General features: G+C 58.8%; 1 protein-coding gene. It reads left to right on the forward strand.

Going from position 1 to position 1,606, the window contains the following annotated elements:
* Window positions 1-79 precede the first annotated feature (79 nt).
* The gene (locus C7G61_RS42665; protein WP_108523405.1) at window positions 80-1,486 is read left to right on the forward strand and encodes an IS1182 family transposase; all 1,407 of its coding nucleotides are present in this window, start codon (window positions 80-82) and stop codon (window positions 1,484-1,486) included.
* The last annotated feature ends 120 nt before the right edge of the window (window positions 1,487-1,606 follow it).

Here is a 1,606-nt window from a genome sequence, read left to right on the forward strand (position 1 = left end):
GATTGTGTTGCAAAACTCCCGTTGAGACGACTCGCGAACCGTGATTCCTTGGTGGAGAGGGCATCAGCGGGAGCGGCGCATGATGGGGCGGCAGGAAGATGGGCAAGGACAGTTTTTCTATTCGTTTGATCTCGACAAGGTGGTTCCGCCCGATCATCTGGTGCGGCAGATCGACGGTCTGCTCGATCTGAGCTGGGTGCACAAGGAGTTGGCGCCATATTACTCGCACACGGGGCGGCCCTCGATTGACCCGGTTCTGATGATCCGGATGCTGATCGTTGGCTACGTGTTTGCGCTCCGCTCGGAGCGCCGGCTATGCGCTGAAGTCCAGGTCAACCTGGCCTACAGGTGGTTCTGCAAGCTGGGCATTGAGGACAAGATCCCCGATCATTCTGTCTTCTCCCGTGCGCGGCATGAACGCTTCCGGGAGAGCGACGCTCTGCGTCGGGTCTTCGAGGGTGTAGTGGCAATGTGCATTGCGACCGGACTGGTTGGGGGCGAAGCGTTCTCGATCGATGCGAGCCTGATCAAAGCGGATGTGGATAAGAAGAAGCGGATGCCCGGCGACCAGCCGATTGCATGGCCGAAGGTAGAGGAGGCATCTCATGCAGTTCGCGAGTACCTCGCCGCCCTTGATACCGCCCGCGGTGATAAGGACGGTAGTGGAGATGCTGGCGGTTCAGGCAAAGGCAGCGATCGACACAAGCCTCCAAAGGAAGTCTCGCTTACCGATCCGCAAGCGACATGGGTTGCGAGGCCAGGCCTGGACCCATTCTTTGCCTATGATGCGAACTACCTGATCGACAACAAGGCCGGCATCATCATCGATGCGGTGGGCACTCGGGCAAACCGAACCGTGGAGATTGCCATCACTCAGACCATGGTGGACCGTGTTGAGCGCCGCTTCGATCTGCGGCCCCAGCGGCTCGCGGGCGACACGGTCTATGGCGCGGTCAGGCTGCTCAAATGGCTGGTGGATCGCAACATCGCACCGCACGTACCGGTGTGGGACAAGTCTGCACGTACAGATGGCACCTTCAGCCGGGCCGACTTCGTCTTCGATCAACAGCGTAACATCTATATTTGCCCAGGTGGTGCGCAACTGACCAGCACGGGAAATATCGATCAAGGCCACATCGTTTATTACAGGGCCAGCAAGAGCGACTGCTCGCAGTGTTCACTGAAGCCAAAGTGCACGACCGCGACTGCGCGCAAAATCACCCGCGACCTCAACGAAGATGTGCGAGATCGTGTCCGCGCTTTGGTCGATACGGAAGCCTTCCAGCAGTCCCGCCGTGAGCGCAAGAAGGTCGAGATGCGATTTGCGCACATGAAGCGCATTCTCCGGCTCGACCGGTTCCGGCTGCGGGGCTTGAGCGGCGTCAGAGACGAAGTGCTACTGACAGCAACTGCGCAAAACCTGAGGCGGCTGGCCAAGCTTCTCTGCCACGCCCCGCCAATTCTGCCACAGGCCTGTCTCGCATAGCCGCCCCGTCAAGCGTCGATAGCGTCAACAGTTCGCACAATGGAGAACTCACCCAACAAAACCCGCAAAAATCCAAAATCAGGAGCCGAAATCGAACCAGCCGAGTTTTGCAACACAATC

Source organism: Bradyrhizobium algeriense, from assembly GCF_003062295.1.
GTDB classification, from domain to species: Bacteria; Pseudomonadota; Alphaproteobacteria; order Rhizobiales; family Xanthobacteraceae; genus Bradyrhizobium; species Bradyrhizobium algeriense.